The sequence below is a fragment of the Rodentibacter sp. Ppn85 genome (assembly GCF_001999335.1).
Classification (GTDB): domain Bacteria; phylum Pseudomonadota; class Gammaproteobacteria; order Enterobacterales; family Pasteurellaceae; genus Rodentibacter.
Genome location: NZ_MLHS01000056.1, coordinates 38,703 through 58,187, shown reverse-complemented (window position 1 = coordinate 58,187; position 19,485 = coordinate 38,703). Strand labels below are relative to the sequence as shown.

The 19,485-nt window shown below is 38.6% G+C and carries 19 protein-coding genes; 5 read left to right on the top strand and 14 right to left on the bottom strand.

Features of this window, described 5'->3' with window-relative positions; genetic code table 11:
* The first annotated feature begins 144 nt into the window (after nt 1-144).
* Nucleotides 145-627 carry a Dps family protein gene (locus tag BKL51_RS09610; RefSeq protein ID WP_077466466.1) on the top strand — a complete coding sequence of 161 codons (483 nt, stop codon included), beginning with the start codon at nt 145-147 and terminating at the stop codon, nt 625-627.
* A gap of 47 nt (nt 628-674) precedes the next feature.
* Here the strand turns inward: BKL51_RS09610 and BKL51_RS09605 are convergent, their stop codons facing one another.
* From BKL51_RS09605 to recB, 3 genes are read right to left on the bottom strand one after another with little or no spacing between them, the layout of a single operon-like run.
* Nucleotides 675-1,322 (bottom strand): GrxB family glutaredoxin, encoded by a 648-nt coding sequence (locus BKL51_RS09605; protein WP_077466465.1) that lies wholly within the window; start codon nt 1,320-1,322, stop codon nt 675-677.
* A 1-nt stretch (nt 1,323) separates the two neighbouring features.
* Nucleotides 1,324-3,282, bottom strand: coding sequence for an exodeoxyribonuclease V subunit alpha (recD, locus tag BKL51_RS09600; RefSeq protein ID WP_077466464.1), 1,959 nt, complete (start codon nt 3,280-3,282; stop codon nt 1,324-1,326).
* Nucleotides 3,282-6,914 carry an exodeoxyribonuclease V subunit beta gene (recB, locus tag BKL51_RS09595; RefSeq protein WP_077466470.1) on the bottom strand — a complete coding sequence of 1,211 codons (3,633 nt, stop codon included), beginning with the start codon at nt 6,912-6,914 and terminating at the stop codon, nt 3,282-3,284. The genes recD and recB overlap by 1 nt, the downstream gene beginning before the upstream one ends.
* A gap of 135 nt (nt 6,915-7,049) precedes the next feature.
* Here recB and BKL51_RS09590 point away from each other — a divergent pair, with 135 nt between their 5' ends.
* Both BKL51_RS09590 and BKL51_RS09585 read left to right on the top strand, forming a co-directional pair.
* Nucleotides 7,050-9,785 carry a YdbH family protein gene (locus BKL51_RS09590; RefSeq protein ID WP_077466463.1) on the top strand — a complete coding sequence of 912 codons (2,736 nt, stop codon included), beginning with the start codon at nt 7,050-7,052 and terminating at the stop codon, nt 9,783-9,785.
* The gene (locus BKL51_RS09585; RefSeq protein WP_077466462.1) at nt 9,769-9,972 is read left to right on the top strand and encodes a YnbE family lipoprotein; all 204 of its coding nucleotides are present in this window, start codon (nt 9,769-9,771) and stop codon (nt 9,970-9,972) included. The genes BKL51_RS09590 and BKL51_RS09585 overlap by 17 nt, the downstream gene beginning before the upstream one ends.
* Nucleotides 9,973-10,001: 29 nt before the next feature.
* On the opposite strand, the gene BKL51_RS09580 is transcribed toward BKL51_RS09585, so the two are convergent.
* From BKL51_RS09580 to BKL51_RS09570, 3 genes are read right to left on the bottom strand one after another with little or no spacing between them, the layout of a single operon-like run.
* Complete coding sequence (locus BKL51_RS09580; RefSeq protein ID WP_077466461.1) at nt 10,002-10,358, bottom strand: DsrE/DsrF/TusD sulfur relay family protein; 357 nt, start codon at nt 10,356-10,358, stop codon at nt 10,002-10,004.
* A 60-nt stretch (nt 10,359-10,418) separates the two neighbouring features.
* The gene (locus BKL51_RS09575) at nt 10,419-11,714 is read right to left on the bottom strand and encodes an NCS2 family permease (protein WP_077466460.1); all 1,296 of its coding nucleotides are present in this window, start codon (nt 11,712-11,714) and stop codon (nt 10,419-10,421) included.
* Between the two features lie 15 nt (nt 11,715-11,729).
* Nucleotides 11,730-12,683, bottom strand: coding sequence for an oxidoreductase (locus BKL51_RS09570; protein WP_077466459.1), 954 nt, complete (start codon nt 12,681-12,683; stop codon nt 11,730-11,732).
* A gap of 57 nt (nt 12,684-12,740) precedes the next feature.
* On the opposite strand from BKL51_RS09570, the gene ybaK reads away from it, so the two are divergent.
* Nucleotides 12,741-13,220 carry a Cys-tRNA(Pro) deacylase gene (gene ybaK, locus BKL51_RS09565; RefSeq protein ID WP_077466458.1) on the top strand — a complete coding sequence of 160 codons (480 nt, stop codon included), beginning with the start codon at nt 12,741-12,743 and terminating at the stop codon, nt 13,218-13,220.
* 112 nt (nt 13,221-13,332) lie between these two features.
* Here the strand turns inward: ybaK and fabA are convergent, their stop codons facing one another.
* Together fabA and BKL51_RS09555 are read right to left on the bottom strand one after the other, a co-directional pair.
* On the bottom strand, nt 13,333-13,866 hold the full coding sequence (fabA, locus tag BKL51_RS09560) for a bifunctional 3-hydroxydecanoyl-ACP dehydratase/trans-2-decenoyl-ACP isomerase (RefSeq protein WP_077466457.1): 534 nt from the start codon (nt 13,864-13,866) through the stop codon (nt 13,333-13,335).
* 182 nt (nt 13,867-14,048) lie between these two features.
* Nucleotides 14,049-15,812 (bottom strand): Lon protease family protein, encoded by a 1,764-nt coding sequence (locus BKL51_RS09555; RefSeq protein ID WP_077466456.1) that lies wholly within the window; start codon nt 15,810-15,812, stop codon nt 14,049-14,051.
* A 128-nt stretch (nt 15,813-15,940) separates the two neighbouring features.
* Here BKL51_RS09555 and matP point away from each other — a divergent pair, with 128 nt between their 5' ends.
* Complete coding sequence (gene matP / locus BKL51_RS09550; RefSeq protein WP_077466455.1) at nt 15,941-16,390, top strand: macrodomain Ter protein MatP; 450 nt, start codon at nt 15,941-15,943, stop codon at nt 16,388-16,390.
* A gap of 85 nt (nt 16,391-16,475) precedes the next feature.
* Here the strand turns inward: matP and cspD are convergent, their stop codons facing one another.
* The 6 genes from cspD to BKL51_RS09520 all read right to left on the bottom strand — a co-directional run bounded on the left by cspD (nt 16,476) and on the right by BKL51_RS09520 (nt 19,351).
* Nucleotides 16,476-16,685, bottom strand: a complete 210-nt coding sequence (cspD, locus tag BKL51_RS09545) for a cold shock domain-containing protein CspD (protein ID WP_018355702.1) — start codon at nt 16,683-16,685, stop codon at nt 16,476-16,478.
* Between the two features lie 144 nt (nt 16,686-16,829).
* Nucleotides 16,830-16,988, bottom strand: coding sequence for a YoaH family protein (locus BKL51_RS09540; RefSeq protein WP_077466454.1), 159 nt, complete (start codon nt 16,986-16,988; stop codon nt 16,830-16,832).
* Between the two features lie 4 nt (nt 16,989-16,992).
* Complete coding sequence (gene truC / locus BKL51_RS09535; protein WP_077466469.1) at nt 16,993-17,703, bottom strand: tRNA pseudouridine(65) synthase TruC; 711 nt, start codon at nt 17,701-17,703, stop codon at nt 16,993-16,995.
* Entirely contained in the window at nt 17,703-18,017 is a 315-nt protein-coding gene (locus tag BKL51_RS09530) for a YqcC family protein (RefSeq protein ID WP_077466453.1), read from the bottom strand. The genes truC and BKL51_RS09530 overlap by 1 nt, the downstream gene beginning before the upstream one ends.
* A gap of 93 nt (nt 18,018-18,110) precedes the next feature.
* A complete protein-coding gene (locus BKL51_RS09525; RefSeq protein WP_077466452.1) occupies nt 18,111-18,380 on the bottom strand; it encodes an acylphosphatase in 270 nt (89 codons plus the stop codon).
* A 239-nt stretch (nt 18,381-18,619) separates the two neighbouring features.
* Nucleotides 18,620-19,351: a GntR family transcriptional regulator gene (locus BKL51_RS09520; protein WP_077466451.1), complete on the bottom strand. Its 732-nt coding sequence runs from the start codon at nt 19,349-19,351 to the stop codon at nt 18,620-18,622.
* Between the last annotated feature and the right edge of the window lie 134 nt (nt 19,352-19,485).

Below are 19,485 nucleotides of genomic sequence, written 5' to 3'. Positions count from 1 at the left end.
TATTAGTTTTGATACAAATAATCTATCAATTCTATCTAATAAAAGTGGCTTTATTCCCTACTTTTATTATGTATAATGACGATACTTGAAGCGAAACGGTTTCGGCTTCTAAAAAATTTATTAACAACATAAGGGGAAATCATTATGTCAAAAACATCAATTGGACTAGATGCAACAAAATCAGAGGAATTAGCAAGTAAATTAAATGACCTACTGGCAACTTATCAAGTTTTCTATACTAACGTTCGTGGCTATCACTGGAATATTAAAGGCGTAAACTTCTTTGAACTACATGCAAAATTTGAAGAAATTTATACGGATTTAATCACTAAAGTAGATGAAGTAGCGGAGCGTATCTTAACCCTAGGCTACACCCCAAATAATGCTTATAGCCAATACTTAAAAGTATCTCGTATTCAAGAGGACATTGCCGTAACCGGTGCGCAAGAATGTTTATCAGGTACTTTATCCGGCTTAAAAGTATTACTTGAGCAACAACGCGAAATTTTAGCCCTTGCAGGTGATGCGGATGATGAAGGTACCGCCTCTCAAATGAGCGACTACATCAAAGAGCAAGAAAAACTTGTCTGGATGTTCCAAGCGGCTTGTCAAACTTGCCATGCATAATTGATAAACTATGAAAAAAACCTGCCGACTGGCAGGTTTTTTGTTTATTAAATTGCCCTATCAAAATACAATGCTATGCAACTCTGTTCGGACATTTTCTCCAAATATGTCGTAACTTCAGCTGGAAATTGAATATCACGTACACAGGTTAAATTACGCAACATTGGGAAAACTATAATATCTTCCAATGAAAGTTCCCCATTCAATGCAGAAGTGGATTTAATCAGTGGCTCAAGATTTTCCAAATCCTGATGTAAGCGAACAAGATAGTTTGCCGTTTCATCTAAATTCTGTTGAAAATCCCCGATTGATTCGGTTTTCTTTTTAGTAAAATAATTCACCGCGCTTTGAGTTTTAAATTCCGGCAAGCCGATTTTCACAAAGCGCGGACTTAGCAAATGATTGTAATAACTACCGACCGTTTTCGTCCAAGTATCAATTTCAGGACGAAGTTGTTCGGAAAGCATTTTTTCACCGACATTCTCATCCACATAACGGACAATATCTAAACTTTCCGGCATTGCCGTTCCATCCTCTTTAATTAAAATCGGTACTACTTTTTTACCCACTAAACCGACCGGAGTCGTTTCATCATCATTGGCTAAAATAACCAATTCAAAAGGGATATTTTTCAAGCCGAAAATCATTCTTGCACGCACACAAAATGGGCAATGATCATAAGCATATAATTTCATATTAATCTCCTGTTTGAATGAAATTTTCTAACAGTTTACCTAATCCACTCTGCCGTTTTACTGTTTCGCGTACTGCCATTTTCCAAATTTTTTCATCGGCAAAAACCCTGAGTGATTGCTTGGCTCGGGTCACAGCGGTAAATACCAATTCACGGGAAAGCACAGGGTTAGGCTTTGTCGGTAGTACCATCAGCGTGTGATCAAATTCCGAACCTTGAGATTTATGGATCGTCATCATAAATGCCGGCTCATGAGCAGGAATACGGCTGGTTAGTACTTCACGATCGCCAAACCAGACCTTCCCCTTTGCCAAACATAATCCAATATCGCCATTATACAGGCGTACATTATGATCGTTTTCGGTAATCATAATCGGCTTGCCGATATACCAATCTTGCTCATTGTGAAACCAAATAAGATTTGCCCGACGTAGGGCTAACGCTATTTCTTTATTTAGATTTTCTACGCCCAATGCACTGTTACGAAGTGCGGTCAAAAATCGGGTTGAATTAAAAAGGGATTGGATCATCTCCGCATAAGTTTTGCCGTCTCCAAGACGACTATTAAAATCTTTATTCTGTCCCCGTAACTCATGTAATGCCGTTAGATAAACACGATAATTTTCTACCGCACTTTGTACTACTTGCTGCACAAATACCGAATCATCTTGTTCGACATCAAAACAATCAAAACACAATTCCCGAGGATATTCCGAGAATAATGCCAGACTTTCTTCCCCTCTACCCAGCTTAATTTGTTCGGCAAGTTTACCAATGCCGGAATGTTTATCAAAGCGACGACTAAAAGTAAGATGACATAAACAATCACGCATAGGATTGACAATTGCGGCACACGGCACATTATAACCTGTAGTTTGATATAAATAATCGGCTTGTTTATCGCTATAAGGCTGTGTTGCCCACTGCGCCAATTCGCCCAATACGGCACCTGCTTCCACGGAAGCAAGTTGTGCTTGATCCCCCAATAAAATCAAACGGGTTTCCGGTTTTAAAGCATTAACTAATTTTGCCATTAATGGCAAATCAATCATTGAGGTTTCATCCACCACCAATACATCCAGTTGCAAAGGATTATGTTCATTATGACAGGTATTATCGTTAAATACATTCATTCCAAGCAAGCTATGTAACGTTGTCGCTTTTTGTGGGATAGATTGTAATAAGCACTCGGATAGCGCCATAGATCCCTTTAAACGCTGTAAAGCATGCTGAATTGATTCTTCCAAACGAGAGGCGGCTTTCCCTGTCGGAGCGACTAATTTAATGTGTAATTGATACCGATATAACTCTTGCAAAACAAGCAATAAACGGGCAACCGTTGTTGTTTTTCCCGTACCGGGACCGCCGGTAATTACACTAAACACGCTTTTAATTGCAGTTGCAACGGCAACTTTTTGCCAATCAATCGCGCCAATTTTTTCTATATCCTCTACTTTAGAGGGGAAATAGACCAACAATTTTTGGCGGATATCATCATAAGAAAAAGCTAAAGTGCGGTTATTTTTCAATGTATTTTTAATATATTGCGCCACACGATATTCATCTTGCCAGATACGATAAAAATATAAGGCGTTAAATTGAAATATCATAGGAGCAACTTGATTATGCGGAGTTTGGCTAAAAGCAATATGACCGCGTAATTCCGCCTGCCACTGTTCTACGGGCAAATAATTGATTTTTTGCCAAATTTCCGCCAAATAATTTTTTTCGGTAACACGATATGCCAAACCGAACAAATTTCGTTCCAATGCTTTATCTAATTCAATACAGGTATTTCCTTGCGCATAATGCCAGCTACAAAGTGCGGCAAGTAACACCGCCAAATTTTTAACCGTTTCGGGCTGATTAGCCGGCTGTTTATCCCCAATAAGTTTGGCAAAATAGTAGTCGGCTAAACTGATAATCCCCTGCTCATTAAGCATTCGTAATAAGCTCAACATCAAAAGATCTCCTCTAATTCATAAATGAGTTGCATCTCGGGGCGATCGAAAAATATGCCGGATTGGGTTTCTCCGTTCATTCCTCGTAGGAAAAGATAAAATACACCGCCAAAATGACGCTCATAATCATAGTTGCGATCCGCTGTCTTTAAATAACGATGCAATGCCAATGTATAAAGTAAATATTGCCAATCATAATGATGATGCAACATCGTTTTTTCTAGATTGTCCGAGGCGTAATCACGTCGTTTATCACCAAGAAAATTGGATTTATAATCCAGCAAATAATACTTATCTTGATGGCGAAAAACTAAATCAATTGTCCCCCGTACCATGCCTTGAATATCCTCAAACTGTAGCGCCTCACTCGACAAATGATGATGTCGCTTTAATGCCCGATTAAAGGCGACCACATCAAAATGATCACGAATAGCCAAATAAAAAGCCATTTCTTTAATGTAATCGCTTTTGTCTAACTCATTCAGTTTCAAATTAACGGATTCGGACAACGGTGTCTGCACGATTCCTTCAAACCATTGTCGTAAGGGAGGAATAAAGGATTCGTCTAATTGTAATTCTTGGCAGAGTTTTTCTATTGTTGTCACATTATTCAGCGCATTAAATTCATTTTTTTCTAAATAACGATGGAGCAATGTCCCAACTTGTGTACCACGTGGAAAATCAGAAACAATTTGTATTTTTTCATCAGAAAGTGCGGTAAATATTTCGGAAGAATTTTCCAATGTGAGTTGTGTATCGTAATCTTTTGTTTCATCAAAAACAGCAGTATTTTTCGCCGCACTTTCATTAAGATAATTTTTCCAACGGTGTGCTTGTTCAATCCCGGTAAAACTCGTTACTCGCCAATTTTGTTCGATTTCACCGTAAAATTCCGCAACCGAAAGCTCGCCTTCGTGATGAGATAAAACTAAAGGCGGCAATTTATTTAATTTTTCTGCCGATTCAATCAATACTCCACCGGACATTTGACTGCCGAATGTTTCAAGCAACGGTGCGGTTAAATAACTTTGCGACAACACCGGATTCTCGCCGATTTCCCCTTGGGTTAGCAGATAAAGTAACGGATTCCATTTTTTATCAAACCGTGCCGGTAAAGCAAACGCCATTTGATATTTTGCCCGAGTTAATGCCACATAGAGCAAACGCAATTCTTCCGAAAAAGTTTCTTTATTTATCAATGCCGAATGCTGATTTTCCATATCCCACAAAATCGCATCTCGATCTTTTGAATAATAGAGATTAATCTCTTTTTTAGCAGATTTTGTCGGATCACGGCTCGGCACGGACAAAAACGGTAACCACACTAAATCATATTCCAATCCTTTTGATTTATGGATCGTCACAATTTTCACAAGCTGACGCTCGCTTTCCAAACGAATTTGCGCTTCTTGTCTGATTTCTTCTTGAATTTGTTTTTCAAACCAACTCAATAACGCCGACTCACTATCATTCAAAGTCGAAGCTTGCTGTAAAATTTCGCTAAGATGTAAAAAATCCGTTAAATCACGCTCGCCGCTCGCCAGCCCGAGTAAACGCTCGGCAATTTTTTGTTCGACTAAAAGTCGATGCAGCATTGGCAATACCCCTTGCTGTTTCCAAGTTTGTCGGTACTGTGCAAAACCGTCCGCCCAACGTTGCCAATCTTGTTCATTATGATGAATTTGATGAATTTCCGTTGCACTTAAACCAAAAAGTGTGGTGGCGATAGCATTTAAAATAGAACGTTCCGTTACATTCAAACAGGCTTTCAAAACAAGCACTAATTCTTTGGCGACACGGCTGTCAAAAACGCTGTTTTGATCGGATAAATAAACGGAAGCAATACCCAACTGCTGCAACTCTGTTTTAACCAGTGCGGCTTCATTTTTATCACGCACCAATACAGCAATATCCGCTGCTTGTAAAATTTTACTATCCTGTATTTCTCCTTGCGCGGCCCCTTTAAAAACAGCCTGATTTTCAACCGCACTTTTTATCCAATGTTGAATGGAAACGGCACAGGTGCGAGCAAGTGCTGTTTTATCCGTTTTTTCACTCTCATTCAAATAAAAGCGATAAGCCGGCTCTTGTTCGCCATTCAAATAAAATTGACGATGATCCGTTCTTGCACTAACCGGTGCAAATTCAATATTGTTATAAATAAACGGCGAGTGAGGAAAATCGAATAATCTGTTTATGCCTTCCACCACCCGTTGTTCAGAGCGGTAATTTTTCATTAAATTAAAACGTTCATCCGCCTGAGCGGCAGCTTTAAGATAAGTAAAAATATCCGCTCCACGGAAACGATATATCGCCTGTTTGGGATCGCCAATCATAATGAAACCGGTATTTTTAATCGGGTTTTCACGATAAATCTTTGAGAAAATAGCGTATTGTTGCGCGTCCGTATCCTGAAACTCATCAATCATGGCAAAAGGATATTGAAAACGGATCATTTCCGCTAATTGATCGCCTTGTGTTTGTTGTAGGGCTTCACAAAGTAACCGCAATAAATCATCAAAGGATTTTTCTTGATGGTTAAGTTTATATTCAAGCAGTTTCTGTTGAATACCTTGGCGATAATGGTAAAGAATAAGTTTGTACAGTAATTCGGGGGAAATAGTATGTTGAAATTCTTCAACCAGACGATCCAATTTTTCTAAAATAGGGGAACAATTGGGCTGTTTTTCCTTTGCCGCATTGGCATTCAGCGCAGATTGCGTAAAGTATTTTATAATATCTTCGCTTAATGAATGATCCGTTGTATTTTTTGCCCAAGCCGCTACCCGTGCATAATAACCCGGCAAGTTGTTAGACCTATATTTATTGCCGTTTAATCGCTTATTTTGAAGTTCTTGCGCAATGAAATCCTTAATTTCCGCCTCATTTTCTTGCCATGTTTGCTTTAATTTATCAAGGATATTGCGTTGCTCCGCCACTTTGTGAAAAAGCCTTTCAAGGGGTAAGGTTAGCAGATCGGACGCTTCCAATTCCGCATCGAAATTTTTTCCAATATCATTTTTAAGCACCGCTAATACACTATCCGGCGATATGAATTCTTGTGCAATAAAATTGGCAATCTCAAAGGGCTGCGGGTAAAAATGTTCACGCCAAAATTCATTGGCAAATTGTTTCAATAAATCCGACTGATCTTTCACCAATTTCAAATTAAAATGAACGCCGGAATGAAAAGCGTATTGCATTAATATTCGGCGACAAAAGCCATGAATGGTGAAAATCGCGGCAAGATCCATATTTTGTTCCGCTAATTTTAAACGCTGAACGGCAAGAGTAAGATCATTGATATTTTGAGAAAGTGCGATCAGAAATTCATCATTTTTAAATACGCTTTCCGCTTTTGTTTCTGCATAAGCGGACAATTTTTGAATGGCATCCGTAATGCGTTCACGGATTTTTTGCTTCAGCTCTTCCGTCGCCATTTCCGTAAACGTCACTACCAAAATTTCCTCCACATTCAACGGGCGTGAAAAATTCCGTTCTCCCGCCTGTAGCAAAAGTCTGAGGTATAAAGAACCGATAGTGTAGGTTTTTCCCGTACCGGCCGAGGCTTCGATCAAATTGACTTGGTTTAGGGGTAAAGTGACGGGGTCAAGAGGCGTTGATTTTGTCATTGCTTCGAAAAATGTGGAATTAAATGGCATTATTTTAGGCAGTAATTATCGGTTTGGCTATGTATAAATTGATTTTTTAATCGCGATTATTTCGTTACAATAAGCCGCAATAAAAAAGAGGATAATTGAAAAAATATGCGTAAGGGTCGTTGTTGTGCCTTATTGGTATTGATATTTGTAATCGGGATAATTTCTTTGCCGTGGTGGATCCCATCAAAACAACTTGAACGGACGATAAATTATTTCCTTGCGCCTGACTATTCCGTGCAATTATCCGATGAGTGGACTGTAAACAATAGAGGGTTAAAACTCCCCGCTTTGCGAATCAATGTCGGAAAATGTACGCTGGCTAATCTTCATAATCTTCAACTTAACAATTGGTTTTCACCAAATTTAATCGTTAACAAAGCCTCTGTCAATAGTGCTTGCATTCAAAATATGCCAAGTCGTAACGACAAAACACCGGTAAAATTGACCGCACTTTTTGCCACAATTCCAACCTTTGAGATCAATATTAAACAGTTTCAACTCTCAAATGCCGATGAGCTTGTTCCGCCTCTTTTTCATGATCTTCTCAATGCCGATATTTCTGCAACGGTAAATCATCAGCACGATCAGTTTCACCTAAATTTTTCCGCCCAAAATCAGAAAGGATTAATATTACAACATCAATCGACCCTTTCCCAACAGGATAACCATTTCATTTGGCAAGGTAAAACCGATTATCAACCGGAAGAAAAACAACATTATCAATCTCATTTTAACCTTCAATTAAATGATGAAATTCTACAAATACAGCCCAAAGGCGAAATAACCTTAACTTGGCAAAACCCCAATTTTGCTGTTGATCACGGGGAGGCAAAGCTTTCTTGGCAGGGAGAAAAGGGCCTGATTAAAGCACAAGATCTCACGCATAAATCACCATTGTTGGACGTGCCGTTTATTTTTACACAGAACGGGCTAGAAATTTCGTGGGGAACTTTTTATTGGATATTTGACGGTTATCAACCTATCAAAGGCTTTTTAGGATTGTCTCTACGCACTCCGCCAAAAGGTTGGCTTCCCTTTGGTATTGATACCAATATTATCGTACAAACTTTCGGTGAATATGGAAAAGGCGAGATTGTGATTTCCGGTGAAAATGGCGAAATTGGCGGTGGAGATAACCAAGATCAGATCCGTTTTAATTTAAAAACGCGAGGCGATTTACGCTATAACAATACGGTGGCGCAAACGAACTTAGCTTATCATCTGGGCGGTTCATTTGGTGATCCGTTACTTCGTTTTAACAAAGGGTCTATTTTTAAAATGGATAATCAGCAACAGGATAGCAATATTCATGTTCGTCTGCCATTAGATCATATACAAATTGGTAAATACGGCTTAAACGGTCAATTACAAGCAAGTTTAAAAGGTTTCACACCGCAATTTTCCACTATTGATTTAAAATTAGACGGAAAAGCGGACGAATTTATTGCAGGGATCAAAACCGTCTTTGAACTACGCGATCCGCAACAAAAATTACAGGATGCCGAACGGGATGCAAATAACCGTTGGGATTGGAGAATTAACGGTAGCGCTTATTGGAATACCTTAAACACACCGATAAAACTACAAGGAATCGGCTTTTGGCAAGGTGATCATATTGAATTAAATCAACTTACCGCCTATTCCGATAAAATTCGGACAAATGGTATAACAATGGCACCGCTCTCGCTGGAATTAAAGGATCGTTTGTATTGGGATTACGAAAAATCCCACATTCGCGGTTTGTTACAAGTCAAAAGCGACTGGATTAACTTTGATTACGGCGGTGCTTTCACTCAGCCTGTTTTTGGTGTCGGTATTGATGGGGAAAGTATCGAACGTTTCAATATTGCTGGTGATTTAAAAGCGGGTACGCTAGGCCCGATTGATCTGTTCGCCCATTATGAAAATCAAAGGCTAACAGGCAAAATCAGTTGGAAAAAACAATCGGTAAGCGCATTCCAATCGCTTTTCCCTCAACAGTGGGGCTGGTTAATTCACAATGGACATATTAAAGGTACGAGTAATTTCAACATTGATCATAAAGGAATTACGATAAAAGGGGATATGCGACTGTATAATCTCGGTCTTTCCTTTCCTGACGGTGAAATTAAAGATCTAGACATTCGTTTCCCACTTAATTATCAGAATAATATTTTACAAAATTCAGCGAATAATCCGATTAAAGTTTCTGTTCGCAATATGCGCAAAGGGGCATTATGGCTGAATGACGCAACATTTAATTTATTCGGTACTTATCCGAATTCTCACGCCAAACCACTTACATTGAGTAATGTAAAAATCGGTTTATTTGACGGTGAATTAACCATAGACAAACTCAATTTTCCGCAACATCAAATCGCAACGCTAACATTCCGCAATATTGCTCTCAATCAGGTCATGACAATGGCACAGTATAATCAAATTCATTTGGAAGGACGTGTGAATGCGACCTTGCCTTTTTGGCTCAATCATTCAGCCTGTTTAATTTGTGACGGCACATTACAACAAGCCGATAAAATGCGAATTAAGCTAAATGATGAGGTAGCTAACGGGTTGAAAAAAGGCGGTTTAACCGAAAGCATTTTGGTTAATTTATTAAAAGAAATGGAGCTTCAAAACGCCCATGCGAATATTCATCTTGCCCCGAACGGGCAAATGAATTTACGTGCCAGCATTAAAGGTTTCAACCTCAATAATCCAAACCATGCCCCGATTACATTAAACTATCATCACCAAGAAAATATGTTCGAATTATGGAATATGATAGACTACGGTGCGCAATTTGAACAAAATTTACAATATCGGCTTTATCAAGATTTAGAACATGAAAAAACACGTTAAAAATCGACCGCACTTTTTATTTATCTTTGTAACCCATAGCTTGCTGACGGGCTGCACCCCTACTATCCAACTTGATACCCCAAAAGAAGGCATCACGATTAATATGAATGTGGTGGTGGATCATAATATTAGTGTCACGATGGATGAAAAAACCAAAGCTGTAATGGCGGAAAGCGATAAAAAATAATGGCTTACCTCTGTAAGCCATCTTATTTCTTAAAAATTTAGTACTTTATCCGCTTCCATCGTCCAATCGGCGAGCTCTGCCAATGTACCGATTTCTACACCTTCAGCCAAAGGTAAATTTGTCATACCCCGTGCATTGGTACAGGTTTTGCAAAGTTTTACGGCTGCCCCTTGAGCGGTTAAAATTTCTAACATTTGCTGTAAATGATAGCCTTCCGCCGGATTTTGTTTTGCAAGCCCGCCGCTAACCGCATCCGACATCAAAAACAGTTTCAAATTGACCGCACTTTTATGCTGTTCTTGTAACTGTAAAGCAAGGCGCAAAGCGCTAAAAAAATGTTCGTCGCCATAAGGCGAGGAATGAATAATGAAAAGGATGTTCTGCATAATCACTCTCGTCGTTTTCCCTCAAATACAAAAAGGGCGAACTTTCGCTCGCCCATAAAATTATCCCACCCAAACAAATTTCGCCACAAATAAAAGTGAAACCACCCAAACCGGGGCATTAATCTCCTTGATGCGACCTGTGCAGGTTTTCATTATACAGTAGCTGATAAAACCAAATGCAATACCTTCCGTAATAGAGTAAGTAAAAGGCATCATGGCAGCGGTAATAAATGCCGGAGCGGCTTCGGTTAAATCATCCCATTGCACACGAATTAGGCTGGATGCCATCAAAATACCGACATAAATCAATGCCCCCGCAGTTGCATAGGCCGGCACAACGCCGGCAAGCGGTGAAAAGAAAATGGTAAGTAAAAATAACACGCCGACCGTCACAGCGGTTAATCCCGTGCGTCCCCCGACCGACACGCCCGCACCGCTTTCAATATAAGTACTAATCGCAGAAGTACCGATATAAGAACCGCCCACCGCACTGATACTATCAACCAATAGGGCTTGTTTCATTTTTGGAAAACGTCCTTTTTCATCGCTAATGCCCGCTTTGTCGGTTACACCTAATAACGTACCGGAAGAATCAAATAGGTTTATCAATAAAAATGAGAAAATAATACCCAGCAATGCGGTATCTAACGCACCGGCGATATCGACTTTGCCAACCACCGCATCTAACGCTGGCGGCATTGAAATCACACCGTGAAACATTACCGATTCATCCAACCAAAGCGCCAGCCCCGTGACGACCGCAATAGAAATCAATACACCGGAAAAAATATTGCGGGCAGCCAATACAACGATAATGAAGAAACCGAGTACACCGAGTAACACTTTATCATCATGCAAATCACCGAGTGCCACTAATGTAGCTGGATTAGCCACCACAAGCCCCATATTTTTAAACCCAATCAATGCAATGAAAAAACCGATCCCGGCCCCGATTCCTACGCGAATACTTAACGGAATGGACGCCATTAACCAATAACGAATTTGCAAAAGCGTTAGGACGAATAAACCGACGGAACCCCAAAAAATGGTTCCCATGCCGATTTCCCAAGCATAACCCAACTTCCCAACGACCACATAAGCGAAAAAGGCATTCAACCCCATTGCCGGCGCAAGTGCGATCGGCAAATTACTAAATAATCCCATTGCAATCGTACCAATACCGGCAATTAAGCAAGTGGTAACAAAGACAACTTGTTTATCCATTCCTGCATCACCTAATATCGAAGGGTTGACAAATACAATATAAACCATAGTAAAAAAGGTGGTGATACCCGCAATAATTTCAGTTTTTGTAGTTGAACCTTTTTCACGCAACTTAAAGACTCGTTCTAACATAATTGTTCCTTAAAATTAATAACCTTGATGATAAATAACTTCGAATAATTTGACTGAAAGACGAGCGAGATTAAAACGTTGGTCATCTGCCACCGTCCAAAATTCAATACCGTTTTCAACCGCACTTAACGGATTAATATGTAATTTTACCTGAGTTTCCCCGCTTTCTCTTTCACCATTTATTACCGGTGTAATACTTGTATCATGGTATTGTAAAAGTTCATTATCTTGCGGTTGAAAATCCGTCTCATAATCCCAAAGTGCGGTCACTTTTTGTGCCATACCATAAAATACCGGTACTTGCACAGCATGAAATAGCACAGAATTGCATTGAGGAAAAATCTTTTGAAATTGTTCTGACAAAGCCATTGTTTTTTGTGGATAGACATCAAACGCTAACCGCTTTTCATCGTCATCTAACGGGATACCATTCAATAAACGTGCTGTTTGTCCTGCTAATTTACTAACGGTTTCACTGTTCTGATAAGAAGCAGGAAGCAAGGAAGTAGCAAAAATTTGAGTAATATTGGTTGTTTGCAATAATGGAGAAATCGCCAAAGCAAGTTGGCTGACTTGAGGATTCGGCAAACTCACAATGTTACGTTGTCTTAATTCAACTAAATCACCCTCATTAATTGTCGGTACTACAACAGGTACATCGGAAAGTGCGGCGCATACGCCCTTCATATCAATGATAACGCAACCGCTTTCAGCTGCAATCGCAATAGAGGCTAGTTGTTCAACATCACCGGAAAAAAAGAGATAATTAATCTCAGACCAATTCATTTCTTGTGCAGAACACTGTACAACACTTTTATTGTTAAAACGCACGCCTTGTTCTTCATCAAAAGGGGAAATTTCTACAACTGATACGCTACCTATCGTCAGTTTACTTTCTTCAAGGGCTTCAGCAATTTTCTCACATAATTCAAATTCTGCCGCAATGGCAATATTTAGGCTTGCATCCATTTTTTTCTCCGCTATAAAATAAGCGACCCATTCTACAAAAAAAAGGCTAAAAATAAAATGACACCAGCAATCGATTTACTCAAAAAACAAAAAATTCCTTTTATTCTTCATATTTATGAGCACGATCCCAATAATATCCATTTCGGCGAAGAAGCTGCGGAAAAATTAGGTATCGATCCCCATCGTTCTTTCAAAACCTTACTTGTGGCTGAAAACGGAGATCAAAAAAAGCTTGCCTGTTTTGTTTTACCCACATCAGATATGCTAAATTTAAAAAAAGCAGCCAAAGCAATTAATGTCAAAAAACTAGAAATGGCAGACAAAGATATTGCTCAAAAAAGCAGCGGATATTTATTGGGAGGAATTAGCCCTATCGCACAAAAGAAACGTTTGAAAACAGTCATAAATTCAACCGCGCTTGAATTTGAGACCATTTATGTTTCTGGAGGAAAACGAGGATTAAGTGTAGAGCTTACCCCGAGCGATTTAGCCAATTTATTGGATGCTAAGTTTGTGAGTATAATTGATGAAGAATAAGAATTGGGAATAATGAAAAAGGGACAAGCCATCAGCTTGTCCCCAAAAATAAATTAAGCGTATCCTTCGCTTTAAATTGCTACGACCAATATTTTTTATCGTTTCCTGACCATTAAAAAGTAGAGGTATCTTGAAACAACCCGACTTTCAGATCCGTAGCGGTATAAATAACGCGTCCATCGACTTCGACTTCCCCATCAGCCATTCCCATGACTAATTTACGGTTAATCACCCGTTTTATATTAATACGGTAAATCACTTTTTTTGCTGTAGGTAAAATCTGACCAGTGAATTTAACTTCCCCAACACCTAGCGCGCGCCCTTTCCCTTTGCCGCCGATCCAACCTAGAAAAAAACCTACCAATTGCCACATAGCATCTAAACCTAAACATCCCGGCATTACCGGATCGCCAATAAAATGGCAACTAAAAAAAGGTAAATTCGGATGTATATCCAATTCTGCCTCAATATAGCCTTTTCCAAAAGAACCGCCCTTTTCCTCCATTTTTACAATACGATCCATCATTAACATCGTTGGGGCGGGAAGTTGCGGCCCTTCATCACCAAATAATTCACCACGACCGGATGCAAGTAAATCTTCATAGCTATAACTTTCTTTTTTATTTAGTGTACAACTGTTTTGCATTTCTCTTCCTTTAATTTATTTTGTTCCAACAAACCTTGATATTAAGCATTCTAAAAGGAATAAGAAAGACTGTAAATAGATAACACTTGTTAGCTGAACTTGTCCGATCAGTTTTGTACAGAATGAATAATAGACATTATATAAAAAATAAGAGCGAACACTTGTTCGCTCTCAATATATAATCACCGAAAAAAATTAAATAAACTTTTTTTGGGCGGTTCCGCACGAAAATCAATTCGCCGCTGGATAAGGCGGGAAATCGGTGTTTTACGATCTTCGTAAATTTTATTTTCCTCTTGCAATAGATCACGTTGAAAGATTAATTCACAGGTTTGATAAATATCTTCCACCGGAAAAATAAAAAACTCGCCATTTTTGACCGCACTTACCACTTCATCGGAAAGACTCAGTTGCTGAATGGTTGTTGCCGGAATAATTACCCCTTGCTTTCCGCTAAGTCCTCGTCGTTGACAAATCGTGAAAAATCCCTCAATTTTGTCGTTTACCCCCCCTACCGCATGAACAAGTCCAAACTGATCAATTGAACCGGTTACCGCAATATGCTGCGGCAAAGGTAATTCAGCTAAGGCACTGACAAGCACGCAAAAAATTGCCAACGATGCACTGTCTCCATCAATTTCACCATAGGATTGTTCAAAAACAAGAGAGGCGGAAAATGGTAGCTGAGAGGGTAATTCTAAAATATTCGACAAACAGGCTTGTGCAATCATCATTCCTTTACCGTGTAAATTTCCGGCAAGTTCATTTTTACGTTCGACATCTACCACTTCCCCTTCGCCAAATTGCACGACACAGCTAATACGTGACGGCTCGCCAAATACTACCGGTGTACCGGGATATTCAATCACTGATAAACCATTAATCTGCCCGACAATCTCCCCTTCTGTTTCTACATAAACCTGTTCATTGAGAATATCGGCATAGGTTTGCTCTTTTAAAAAGCTGTGTTGTACCCTTTGCTGTTGAAAAAATGCTTCAAAATCAACCGCACTTAGTGAGTTTTTTTGTGCAAGTGTCGCTGTATTAAGTAATATATTCTTCAAGATTGCAGGCGAAACATTAATTAAAAATCGATTTTCACTTTCCCTTACAAGGAATTGATACAATTTATTCAATGCTGAAAAATCCAAAACTAACTGATTTTCTTCCGCTATACAATGAACATAGCCGACCCAATTTTTTTGTTCACTGATATCCGTTACCGAAAGATAACTTTCAATTTCGGCATAATCTGTAAAATTGTATAAATTTTCTTCCAGCTCCCCTAATGTGGCAAGCTCCATGCGATTGCCTAATACAATGACTTTGGTTTCAAGCGGATAACTTGGAATTTCACAAGGTAGTGTTTTAAAAGGATGCGCAGAATACCAATCGAAACGTTTGGTTTGTAAAATATGTTTTAAACGTTGCCATAAATCAAATTGTGCCAACAATGTCGACGCACTCAAAATCAGTATGCCTCCATTTGCACGGTGAATTAAGCCCGGATGAAGTTGAATATCTTGTGAACCGGGATGCACTCTGACACTGCCAAAGAGCCGAAACTGATCATAATGCAATGCGCTTAGCACTTCACCTGAAGCGGCAAAATTATCTTCCAAAGATTGTGCCGGCTCAATTTCAATACGGGGAAATGAGAAAGAATCCCCTTGTTCCACTATGTAACGTACCCCAAAAATCGACCGCTCTTTAGGCAACATTTGCCGTATTAACGGCATAAGCAAAGAAGTATAATCTACCTGATCATCTGCTTTTAATACCATAAGGGAACGGTTTGGATTACGCAAAAACAAAGAAAGGGCGTTTTTGATATTTGGCTGTAAAGCCCAAAAATCAAGGGGTTGAGTAGGGTGTTCAGTATAGGCTAACAGGGGTTGTAGAGATTCCCAATTAAGGGATTGTTCTTGAAAGAAAGATGAACTCACTGGCAATTTCTCATTAGTAAAATTAGTCGCATTATCGCACATTTACGTATATTGTAAAAATCAGCTGGAAAAATTAATTTAAAACACGTATATTAGACGAGTTACCACGTCACTAAATATTACATATTATGAAATATCAAAAATTAGAAAATCAAGAAGCCAACTGGAAATGGATTTACTTGATTAGAAAATATCGTGAAGGTGAAAATATCACGCGCTACAAAGAAAAAAGTTTACAAGAATCTGTTGTAGCAGAATTATTGGAAAGTCAGAATTATCCGGAAAAGATTGAAAATTGGATCAAGCAGCATCTTTCTACGGCACTACCGATTAAACTGGATCAGGCTATTCGAGCAAGACGAAAACGTTTTTTCAATGCAGAAAAACAATCTACAAAAAAGAAATCCATTGATTTGGAATATGCGGTTTGGTTACGCCTTTCAAAATATTCACGTAAAATGAATATGACCCTTTCAGAAACGATTACTTATATGATTGACGAACGTGAAAGTAAAGCCCTATATGAAAGCCAAATGTCAGCAATGAAAAATAGCCTTAAAAATTTATTAAACCAATAAAAAAGACAGGGTGGTAAACCTTGTCTTTTGAGTTAAACTAAATAGAGGAGTTTAAGAGCGCAGTTTAATTCACGCTCCCGTTTTTTTATTCCACAATTGGAATAATCTTTGTGGCATGAGATCCTTTATCGCCGTGAATCACTTCAAACTGCACTTTTTGCCCCGCTTTTAATGAACGGTAACCGTCCATTTCAATCACAGAATAATGTGCAAAAATATCAGCTTCTACGCCTTCTGCGGAAATAAAACCAAATCCTTTTGCGTTATTAAACCACTTAACAATACCAATTTCCATTGTTGACCTCTTAGGCTTCGCCTATACAATCATAAAACAAATAAGACGTGCGCCTTATCACCCTATTGCGCGCTATCTTCAAATATTTTGATTTTTTACGCAACAAACAATATTAAAAAGTGTTATGGAGATCACAAAATATTTTTATTTTTCAGTATGTTTCGCCGATTTTTCATATAATTCACGTAATTCTCTCGCTACAATTTGAATTGCTTCGCCACTATTTATTCCTTTTGCCATTAATTCTTGAATTTTTTCAACCGCTTTTTGTTGTTCTTCGTGTGTTAATTGAATATCTAACATAAGTTTACCAACCAAATTTTATTATTAAATTTTGCCATTGCTCATCCAATGGTGCATGAATCGTGATTTTTTCCTGCGAAATAGGATGAATAAAACATAATGTCTCCGAATGCAACAACAAACGTTTACAGCCCGTATTTTCCGTCAAAGCCCGATTTTGATGCAAATCACCATATTGAGTATCGCCTAAGATAGGATGAAAAATATGCTTACAATGTCGTCGCAGCTGATGCTTTCTTCCCGTATGCGGAATTAAGCGTACCAAAGAATAGCGCGAAGTCTTATAACGCCCTGCCGGATAAGGCATTTCTATAATCTTTAGACATTCATAATCCGTTACCGCCTCTTGTGCAACTTTGTCTTCCTTTGCAAACTTATCGGCAATTTTATCAAGTTGAATTTTCAACGGATAATCAATTCTATTCGCCCCTACTAAATAACCACGCAACACCGCTAAATAGGATTTTTTCACCTTTTTTTGTTCAAATTGCTGACACATCAAATTTGCAATTTCACTATTTAAGGCAAACAGCAACACACCGGATGTCGGGCGATCCAAGCGATGAATAGGAAATACGTGACATCCGATTTGATCACGTAATGTTTGCATAACAAATTGTGTTTCATGAGGATCTAACCAGCTACGGTGTACTAACATCCCGGCAGGTTTATTTACAGCAACCAACCATTCATCTTGATATAAAATCTCTAGGATCATTGGTTCTGCAATAATTTTTCTAATTCCAATAAAGGGGCTAGTAACAACGTAAGCCCATCGAATTCTTTTAATGCTTCCTCAATGTAAGGTGAAATAGCAATTTGGCTCGGTAGTGGCGCACCACTCTCCAACAAAGCATACATACGTGGAATAAACACCCATTGCAACCATTCTTCCGGAGCCATCATATCAAGCGAAAAAGGTTCTTCGCTCAAAAAAGCTTCCCGTGCAGGTGGCGAAGATTGCCACAAATTCAAGCTTTGCATGGTTTGTTGGAGCAGATCAAGATGAAGTTTGGTTTGATTACGCATAATCGTCCTTATAATAAATAATGGAATCTGTTGCTTAAAAAGCGGTGTATTCTACGTAAAATCACGTTGTTAGGCAAAAAAGTGCGGTCATTTTTAATCGCGAATCACTGAAAAATCTTCATCTGAGATTTCTTTATGTGCATTCACTATCACTCGCTCAATTTTTGCCGTTATAGGACCTAATCTCAACCATTGTTCAAAAGCCGCCAACTGTTCTTCACTACCCTGCGCAATGGCTTCTACCGAACCATCATGACGATTTCGTACAGAACCTTTAATCCCTAATTTTCTTGCTTCTTTCCAAGTAAAATAACGAAATCCGACACCTTGCACACGGCCATAAACAAAAAATTGTTTTGTCATATTATCAATTCTCCCAACCTAACATAAAATACGATAAATAAAACAAAATGCGCTCAAAACTATCGCTGTTATGTAGCTGTTGTACAAAGATTTAACCGATTGAAAACAACAAAATACCTATTGAAATTTTAATTTAATAGGGATTTTTTATGACAAAAGTCATTTGATCCCCCAACCGGCTAAATATCTCGTTTCCTCAAAATTTATAAGACGCAAATAAAACGGTCAGATCAATCATATCATTCTGATGATGAATGTTTTACATTCCGTTTCGCCATGGTAGCAAAAATAATTTTATCAGGACGATAACTAATACTACCATACTGAAACGGACGGCCATCCGCCAAATAAGTCGTACTGGTTACACTAACAACCATCTCGTATTCACCAAGATCCAAGGTACTTTTTTCTTCTTCATTAGCATAACGAAAGATAATTTTTCGTTGCGAGTGACTAATTTTTAAACCTAATTCGCTTTCTAGATAGTGATAAATAGATTGCTCCGCAATGTCACGGTTAATAAAAGGCACGATACGGCGATCAAAATAAGAAAGTTCATATTCCACATTTTCCCCATCAATTTCACGTATTCGGCCTATACGGTAAAAATCAATTTGATCATTTACGTTAAAGATATGCATTAGTTGCTCTTCCCCTTGCACAATATACAAGCTCGTTAACGTTGTTTTCACTTGATGGGTCGAAGAGTAATTCAATTCTCTCAGTGTTTTAATTTCGGAAAGCACCTGAGGTTTTAATAGTTCTTGCTCTAAAACAATGGAATTTCTGCCCTGTTGCTTTTGAATATAACCGTCCATTTCGAGTAATGAAAGGGCTTTTCGAATAGTGTCTTTAGAAAAACCATAGCTTTGCATTAACTCATTTTCACTGGGTAGTTCCTGGTTTTTTGTGAAAACCCCTTTGTTGATTTTACTTTTTATATCATCGTAGACTTTTTTATATTTGCTCATTTTTACGTTTGCTTATTCTTCATTCTATGTTGCCTATTTAGAGGATAGGATAGCATAAATCACTTAAATTTATGCGTATAAATCATGATCTAAATCACACTTTTCCGTTAATGATCTAACTTTTACGTAAAAGA

What these genes read in the sequence shown, in the direction of transcription:
- cspD (WP_018355702.1), bottom strand. Translation starts at nt 16,685, where the DNA reads ATGGAAATTGGTATTGTTAAGTGGTTTAATAACGCAAAAGGATTTGGT.
- BKL51_RS09590 (WP_077466463.1), top strand. Translation starts at nt 7,050, where the DNA reads ATGCGTAAGGGTCGTTGTTGTGCCTTATTGGTATTGATATTTGTAATC.
- matP (WP_077466455.1), top strand. Translation starts at nt 15,941, where the DNA reads ATGAAATATCAAAAATTAGAAAATCAAGAAGCCAACTGGAAATGGATT.
- BKL51_RS09605 (WP_077466465.1), bottom strand. Translation starts at nt 1,322, where the DNA reads ATGAAATTATATGCTTATGATCATTGCCCATTTTGTGTGCGTGCAAGA.
- recD (WP_077466464.1), bottom strand. Translation starts at nt 3,282, where the DNA reads ATGTTGAGCTTATTACGAATGCTTAATGAGCAGGGGATTATCAGTTTA.
- recB (WP_077466470.1), bottom strand. Translation starts at nt 6,914, where the DNA reads ATGACAAAATCAACGCCTCTTGACCCCGTCACTTTACCCCTAAACCAA.
- BKL51_RS09610 (WP_077466466.1), top strand. Translation starts at nt 145, where the DNA reads ATGTCAAAAACATCAATTGGACTAGATGCAACAAAATCAGAGGAATTA.
- BKL51_RS09575 (WP_077466460.1), bottom strand. Translation starts at nt 11,714, where the DNA reads ATGTTAGAACGAGTCTTTAAGTTGCGTGAAAAAGGTTCAACTACAAAA.
- BKL51_RS09540 (WP_077466454.1), bottom strand. Translation starts at nt 16,988, where the DNA reads ATGTTAGATATTCAATTAACACACGAAGAACAACAAAAAGCGGTTGAA.
- BKL51_RS09530 (WP_077466453.1), bottom strand. Translation starts at nt 18,017, where the DNA reads ATGCGTAATCAAACCAAACTTCATCTTGATCTGCTCCAACAAACCATG.
- BKL51_RS09585 (WP_077466462.1), top strand. Translation starts at nt 9,769, where the DNA reads ATGAAAAAACACGTTAAAAATCGACCGCACTTTTTATTTATCTTTGTA.
- BKL51_RS09525 (WP_077466452.1), bottom strand. Translation starts at nt 18,380, where the DNA reads ATGACAAAACAATTTTTTGTTTATGGCCGTGTGCAAGGTGTCGGATTT.
- BKL51_RS09580 (WP_077466461.1), bottom strand. Translation starts at nt 10,358, where the DNA reads ATGCAGAACATCCTTTTCATTATTCATTCCTCGCCTTATGGCGACGAA.
- ybaK (WP_077466458.1), top strand. Translation starts at nt 12,741, where the DNA reads ATGACACCAGCAATCGATTTACTCAAAAAACAAAAAATTCCTTTTATT.
- BKL51_RS09570 (WP_077466459.1), bottom strand. Translation starts at nt 12,683, where the DNA reads ATGGATGCAAGCCTAAATATTGCCATTGCGGCAGAATTTGAATTATGT.
- BKL51_RS09520 (WP_077466451.1), bottom strand. Translation starts at nt 19,351, where the DNA reads ATGAGCAAATATAAAAAAGTCTACGATGATATAAAAAGTAAAATCAAC.
- fabA (WP_077466457.1), bottom strand. Translation starts at nt 13,866, where the DNA reads ATGCAAAACAGTTGTACACTAAATAAAAAAGAAAGTTATAGCTATGAA.